Annotated in this window: 6 protein-coding genes; 1 reads left to right on the top strand and 5 read right to left on the bottom strand. The window is 72.5% G+C overall.

Annotated features, from left to right (window positions below):
- The 3 genes from H5J29_RS18500 to H5J29_RS18490 form a co-directional block, all read right to left on the bottom strand.
- The coding region (locus H5J29_RS18500; protein ID WP_376768547.1) for a CoA transferase at positions 1–224 on the bottom strand (224 nt) is incomplete at its 3' end.
- 48 nt (positions 225–272) lie between these two features.
- A complete protein-coding gene (locus tag H5J29_RS18495; RefSeq protein WP_181782209.1) occupies positions 273–815 on the bottom strand; it encodes a DUF1707 SHOCT-like domain-containing protein in 543 nt (180 codons plus the stop codon).
- A gap of 61 nt (positions 816–876) precedes the next feature.
- Entirely contained in the window at positions 877–1,215 is a 339-nt protein-coding gene (locus tag H5J29_RS18490; protein WP_181782208.1) for an MmcQ/YjbR family DNA-binding protein, read from the bottom strand.
- A gap of 76 nt (positions 1,216–1,291) precedes the next feature.
- Between H5J29_RS18490 and H5J29_RS18485 the strand changes: the two genes are divergently transcribed.
- Positions 1,292–2,179, top strand: a complete 888-nt coding sequence (locus H5J29_RS18485; protein ID WP_181782207.1) for an aldo/keto reductase — start codon at positions 1,292–1,294, stop codon at positions 2,177–2,179.
- Here the strand turns inward: H5J29_RS18485 and H5J29_RS18480 are convergent.
- Entirely contained in the window at positions 2,166–3,650 is a 1,485-nt protein-coding gene (locus H5J29_RS18480) for an SDR family oxidoreductase (protein WP_181782206.1), read from the bottom strand. The genes H5J29_RS18485 and H5J29_RS18480 overlap by 14 nt on opposite strands.
- A 16-nt stretch (positions 3,651–3,666) precedes the next feature.
- On the bottom strand, positions 3,667–4,983 hold the full coding sequence (locus tag H5J29_RS18475) for an AI-2E family transporter (RefSeq protein WP_312858300.1): 1,317 nt from the start codon (positions 4,981–4,983) through the stop codon (positions 3,667–3,669).
- Positions 4,984–5,880: the final 897 nt, after the last annotated feature.

Here is a 5,880-nt window from a genome sequence, read left to right as displayed (position 1 = left end):
ATCCGGGCCCCGGCCGTCCGGGACACGACCAGCCGCGTCACGCAGCCCGCCCCGACCAACGCGTCCGCGACGGGACCGGGATCCACCGACACCAGCGTGAGGTCGCGGACCCGGCGCCGCAGCAAGGCCTCGCCGACGGCTGGGCTCACACCCTCCAGCGCGACCACCGCGCCGTCTCGCACGAGCGCGTCGAGGGCGTCGGCCAGCGCCGAGATCGTGGCCACGCCGGCGACGCTAGTGGCGCCGCGGGGCCGCGGCAATCGCTGCCGGGATCAGGTGCGAACGCGGATGTTCCCCAGCCGGGTCACACCCCGCACGATCACGTGCGGGTTGCCGCGCTCGAGACTCGGCCCGACCTTGTCGACGAGCTGGCCGACCGAGGTCCGGGCCTCGTCCACGTCCACGGTGGCGCCCTTCGGCAGCCGTATGTCGAGGTTGCCGACCATGATGTCGACGTCCACCGTGACGACCGGCGTGGTGAACCGCGCGGTGCGGAAGTCCAGGTGACCGTTGCCCATCCGCGAGCGCAGCACGATCCGGGCGGGCACCGTCCACTCGCCCTGCTTGCGCAGGTCCCCCGCGGTGGTGGTCAGCTCCAGCACCTCGCGGACGCGGACGGCGTCGGCGCCCGGCAGGTCCAGCAGCAGCCGGTTCAGGTCGGCGCGGGTGACCGCCACGGAGGCGGCCTCGGCGCGCTGCCCGTACTCGTCGACGGTCAGCCGACCCTCGGCGAAGTGCTGGGAGAGCAGCGTGGACACGCGCTCACGCTCGGCGTGCGACACGCGCAGGTCCTGTGGTGCGATCTCGTCCCCCATGCCCGGCAACGCTACGGCGCACGACCCGCCGTGGGATCCGGGCGATCCCGGAGAACGGGCCTCAGGGTTCCCCGCGCATCCGCCAGGCGTCGACGACCAGCTCCTCGAGCCGCTTCTCGTCGACGGCGTCGAGGCGCACCATGACGAACGGCAGCCCGTCGTAGCTCGGGGTGGTGAAGAACAGCTCGGGCTCGCCGAGCAGCAGGGCCTGCTTCTCGGCCTCGTCCCCCACGTAGAGCACGGCGACGTCGGTCCGGATGACCCGTCTGCCGCTGCTGCGGTCGGGGTAGGACCAGACGAAACCCTTCCCGTCGACGCGGAAGTCGAACCCGTCGCTGTCGATCTCCACGACGCCCGCCAGCGAGAGGGCCAGGCGCCGGACGTCGTCGGCGTCCGCCACGAGGGGGATGTTACGGGGGTGCGGTCCTGGTCACGATCGGCGGCGACCCGGGCACCGTCGGTGTCACCCTCGTGCCATGACCAGCGCCATCACGCAGACCGACGTGGCCCCGGCCGCTGCCGCGGGCACGTTCCGGATCGGCGAGGGGCCGGAGGTCCGACGCCTCGGCTTCGGCGCCATGCAGCTCACCGGGAAGGGCGTCTGGGGCCCGCCCGCCGACCCGAAGGCCGCCGTGGACGTCCTGCGCCGCGCCGTCGACCTCGGGGTGAACCTGGTCGACACCGCGGACGCCTACGGCCCCGGCTCGAACGAGGAGCTCATCCGCGAGGCCCTGCACCCGTACGACGGGATCGTCGTGGCCACCAAGGCCGGCCAGCTTCGTCCCGGGCCTGGGCGGTGGACGCCGTGCGGGCGCCCGGAGTACCTGCGCCAGCAGTGCGAGCTGTCGCTGCGCAGGCTGGACGTGGAGCGCATCGACCTGTTCCAGCTGCACCGCGTGGACCCGACCGTGCCCGCCGCGGACCAGTTCGGGCTGCTCGCCGAGCTGCAGGCCGAGGGCAAGATCGACCAGGTGGGCCTCTCCGAGGTGTCGGTGGAGACGCTCGTGCAGGCCGGCGGGATCGTGGAGGTCGCCACGGTGCAGAACCGGTACAACCTCGTCGACCGGACCAGCGACGACGTCCTGCGCTACTGCACCGAGAACGGCATCGGGTTCCTTCCCTGGCACCCGGTCGCCTCGGGCGGTCTCGCCGAGCCCGGTGGCGCCGTCGCGGAGATCGCGTGGGCGCACGGCGTCACCGCGCCGCAGGTCGCGCTCGCCTGGCTCCTGCAGCGCTCGTCGGTGATGCTGCCGATCCCCGGCACCTCCGACGTCGCGCACCTCGAGGACAACTGCCGGGCGGCCGAGCTGGAGCTCACGCTCCCGGACATCGGCGCGCTCGACGAGGGCCTCAAGCGCTTCTAGACACCTCGGCCTGGGCGGGCCGCCGCGCGGGCCCCTCCGCCCGCTCGGCGGTGTGGGTGATGTTGCGGACCATGCCGCCGAACACGATGCCGTGGAAGGGCGCCACGGACCACCAGTAGAGGTGGCCGCTGAGCCCGTGCGGCACGAACACCGCACGCTGGCTGTAGCGCGAGCCCGTGCCGTCGGGCGCCACCCGCATCTCCAGCCAGGCCAGCCCCGGGACCTTCATCTCGGCGCGCAGCCGCAGTAGCCTGCCCTCCTCGAGCTCCTCCACCCGCCACCAGTCCAGCGCGTCCCCGACGTGCAGCCGGTCCGGGTCGCGCCTGCCGCGGTTGAGCCCGACGCCGCCCACCAGCCGGTCCATCCAACCCCGCACCGACCAGGCCAGCGGGAACGAGTACCAGCCACGCTCGCCGCCGATCCCGGTGACGACCCGCCAGAGCTCCTCGGTGGACGCGGTGCACGGCTGCTCGCGGTCGTCGGTGTAGACCGTGCCGCCGGACCAGTCCGGGTCGCTGGGCAGCGGGTCGGACGGCACCCCCTCGACGGCCGCGCCGGACCAGTGCGTCTCCACCTCGCCCTCGCCGATCCGGGCCAGGGCAAGCTCGACGGCCCGCTCGTAGCCCAGGCACTCGCCGGGCACGTACTCCAGGATGTCGTTCTCGCGGCACACCACCTCGTGCACGAGCGACTCGATGAGCGGCGCGGCGATGCCCTTCGGCACCGGTGTGACCACGTTGACCCAGTGCGCGGACAGCCGCGGGGTGAGCACCGGCACGCTCACCACCCGCCGTCGGGGCAGCCTCGCGACGGCCGCGTACCGCTGCATCATGTCCAGGTAGGTGAGGACGTCCGGGCCGCCGATGTCGAAGGTGCGGTTCACCTCGGGCGGCAGCTCGGCCGCGGCGACCAGGTACCGCAGCACGTCCCGCACGGCGATCGGCTGGATCCGGTTGCGCACCCAGCGCGGAGTGAGCATGACCGGGAGCCGCTCGGTGAGGTACCGGAGCATCTCGAAGCTCGCCGACCCCGAGCCGAGGATGACGGCGGCCTGCAGCGCCGCCGTCGGGACGCCGCTGCGGAGCAGGATCTCCCCGACCTCCGCGCGGGAGGACAGATGCTCGGAGAGCGGGCCGTCCGGGTGCAGTCCGCCCAGGTAGACGATCCGCTTGACCCCCGCCTCGCGGGCCGCCTCGGCCACGATCAGGGCGGCCCTGCGGTCCAGGGCCGCGAACCCGGCGTCGGACAGGGAGTGCACGAGGAAGTAGACGACGTCGACGTCCCGGCAGGCCGCGCGCACGCTGTCCGGGTCGAGCAGGTCGCCCTTGACGATCTCCGCGTCCCGCGCCCACGGGACGTCCCGGAGCTTGAGGGGGTCACGGACCAGGCAACGGACCTCGCCCGAGCCGATCAGGCGCGGCGCGAGCCGCCCGCCGATGTAGCCGGTCGCGCCGGTGATCAGGTATCGCACGCCCCCGATCCTCCCGTCAGCCGGCCGGATCGGCACCTCGGCCGCTCAGCCTGCGGTACACGCGGATCCACCAGGACGGCACCCGGATCGAGTGCGCGACGTCCGGGTTGCCCTCGTGCGGGTCCACGGCGTTGATCGTCTGCGGGAGCGGCTCGTCGTCCCGGACGAAGGAGCGCACGGCCGCGCTCACCACGGCGAGCAGCGGTACGGCCAGCAGCGCGCCGGGGATCCCGCCGATCACCACGCCCGCCGCGACGGCGAGGACGACGGCCAGCGGGTGGAGCCGGACCGCGCGCCCGAGCAGCAGGGGCTGCAGCACGTGACCCTCCAGCTGCTGGACGCCGATCACCACCGCCAGGATGATCACGGCGGGGATCAGCCCGTTCGCGACCAGCGCGATCAGTACCGCGACGGCACCGGAGATCACCGCGCCGACGGTCGGGATGAAGGCGCCCAGGAAGACCAACGCGGCCAGCGGGACGACCAGCGGCACACCGACGGCCCAGAGCCCGATCCCGATGCCGATCGCGTCCACGAAGGCGACCAGCACCGTGGCCCGGGTGTAGCCGACGAGGGTGGCGAAGGCCCGGCGCCCGGCCACGTCCACCTTCTGCCGACGACGGCGGGGCGCGGCCTTGAGCAGGAAGGTCCAGATCTTCGAGCCGTCGTAGAGGAAGAAGATCAGCGTGAAGACGGTCAGGGCGATGCCGGCGCCGACCTCGGTGACGGTGGCGGCGGTGGTCAGCACCCCGGACGTCAGGCTCGCCTGGCTGTTGGTGATCGCCTGGCCGATCTGCGCGGGCAGGTTGCGCAGCTGCTCCGAGCTGAGGTTGAACGGCGGCGCGGCCAGGAACTGCTGGATGGCGGTGAGGCTGGAGGTCAGCTGGCGCTGCAGGTCGGGGAAGCCGCCGATGAACGTGTTCACCACGAACGACAGCAGGCCCCCGATCAGCGCGAAGCCACCGATGAGTGTGATCGCCACGGACAGCCCGCGGGGCACGCGGTTGCGCACGAGCGCGTGCACGACGGGTGCCATGAGCGCGGACACCAGCACGGAGATCGCCACCGGGACGACCACCACGCGCAGCTGGATGATCAGGAAGACCAGCAGGCCGAACGCCGCGGCGATGATCAGTGCGCGGGCGCAGACCTCGGAGAGCACCCGCAGCGGGGTGGGGATCGCGGAGGCGGCCCGACGCAGCCGGGCGGTCTCCTCGGGATCGGGCGCCGGGTCCGCCCGGGGCGGCGGGGCATGGTGCGCACCCTGCTCCGGGACGGCGGGCACGGGCGCCCGCTCGGGGCCGGGCTCGGCGGGCCCGGGGATGTCGCTCACTCCGCGAACGGTAATCCGTGGACCGGGACTCGGCTGAGCGGTGCGGCGGCGCTGCTCCGTTGCGGTGAGCACGGGCGCCGGCTGTCGCCGAGGTGGAGCAGCGATGTCACTCAGCGTCGAATCACACTCGTGTAGTTGACCATCGCCAGGAGTTCGGCTGGATCACCTGAGTGAGAGTCGGATTACTCTCCGTCAGATTCAGTGATCATGGGTTGTTGCGGGCGACAGTAACGAGCCGCTTCCGGATCGCCGGCCCGAACACGCCGGGCGCTGTGGATCGGACCCGAAAGGGTGTCCGGAGGATCGCCGTGACACGCCCGTGACCTGGGCGGGATGGTGTGTTCCGAGGCCGCCGGTGATCGACTCCGGGCTGCCTGCGGACGATCACCGGAGGTCGTCGGTCCTGAACGGGTGAGGGGTCGGCGTCGATGCAGGTCGAGGAGCCCCGGGAGCGGGGTCCACGGGCTGCGACCCTCCTCGGGGACGTGACCGAGCGTCCCGAAAGTGGACACGCCGTGTGCACAGAGCGACATCATGATCACTTCGGTGCCGCTACACCACCCGAACGAATGGAACCAGCCGAAAAAGCCGTAACAAGCCCTCCCGACCCGTTTCCCCGAGCAGGTGACCCCGTTGTGGGTGGTGTGTGCGGCCGAACGGCCCTGTGGGGACAGGGCCGATGGCACCATCTCGCCGCACACGACGACGAGAGACGGAGGTGCGGGGCGTGACCGACAGGGAGCGAACCCTCGACGGGTCAGCGGGCAGGCGACGGGCGACGAAGGTGCGGGTACGAGGCGTCGAGGACACCGGCCCGTTCCCCGGGAGGCACGCGAGCCGCACCGAGATCGCGGCCGAGACCCCGATCTTCCACGCGCTGACCGTGGGCGGGTGGCG

The sequence above is a fragment of the Pseudonocardia pini genome (genome assembly GCF_013870575.1).
In the GTDB taxonomy this organism is placed as follows: Bacteria; Actinomycetota; Actinomycetes; order Mycobacteriales; family Pseudonocardiaceae; genus Pseudonocardia; species Pseudonocardia pini.
This window is presented reverse-complemented; position numbering and strand designations above follow the sequence as displayed.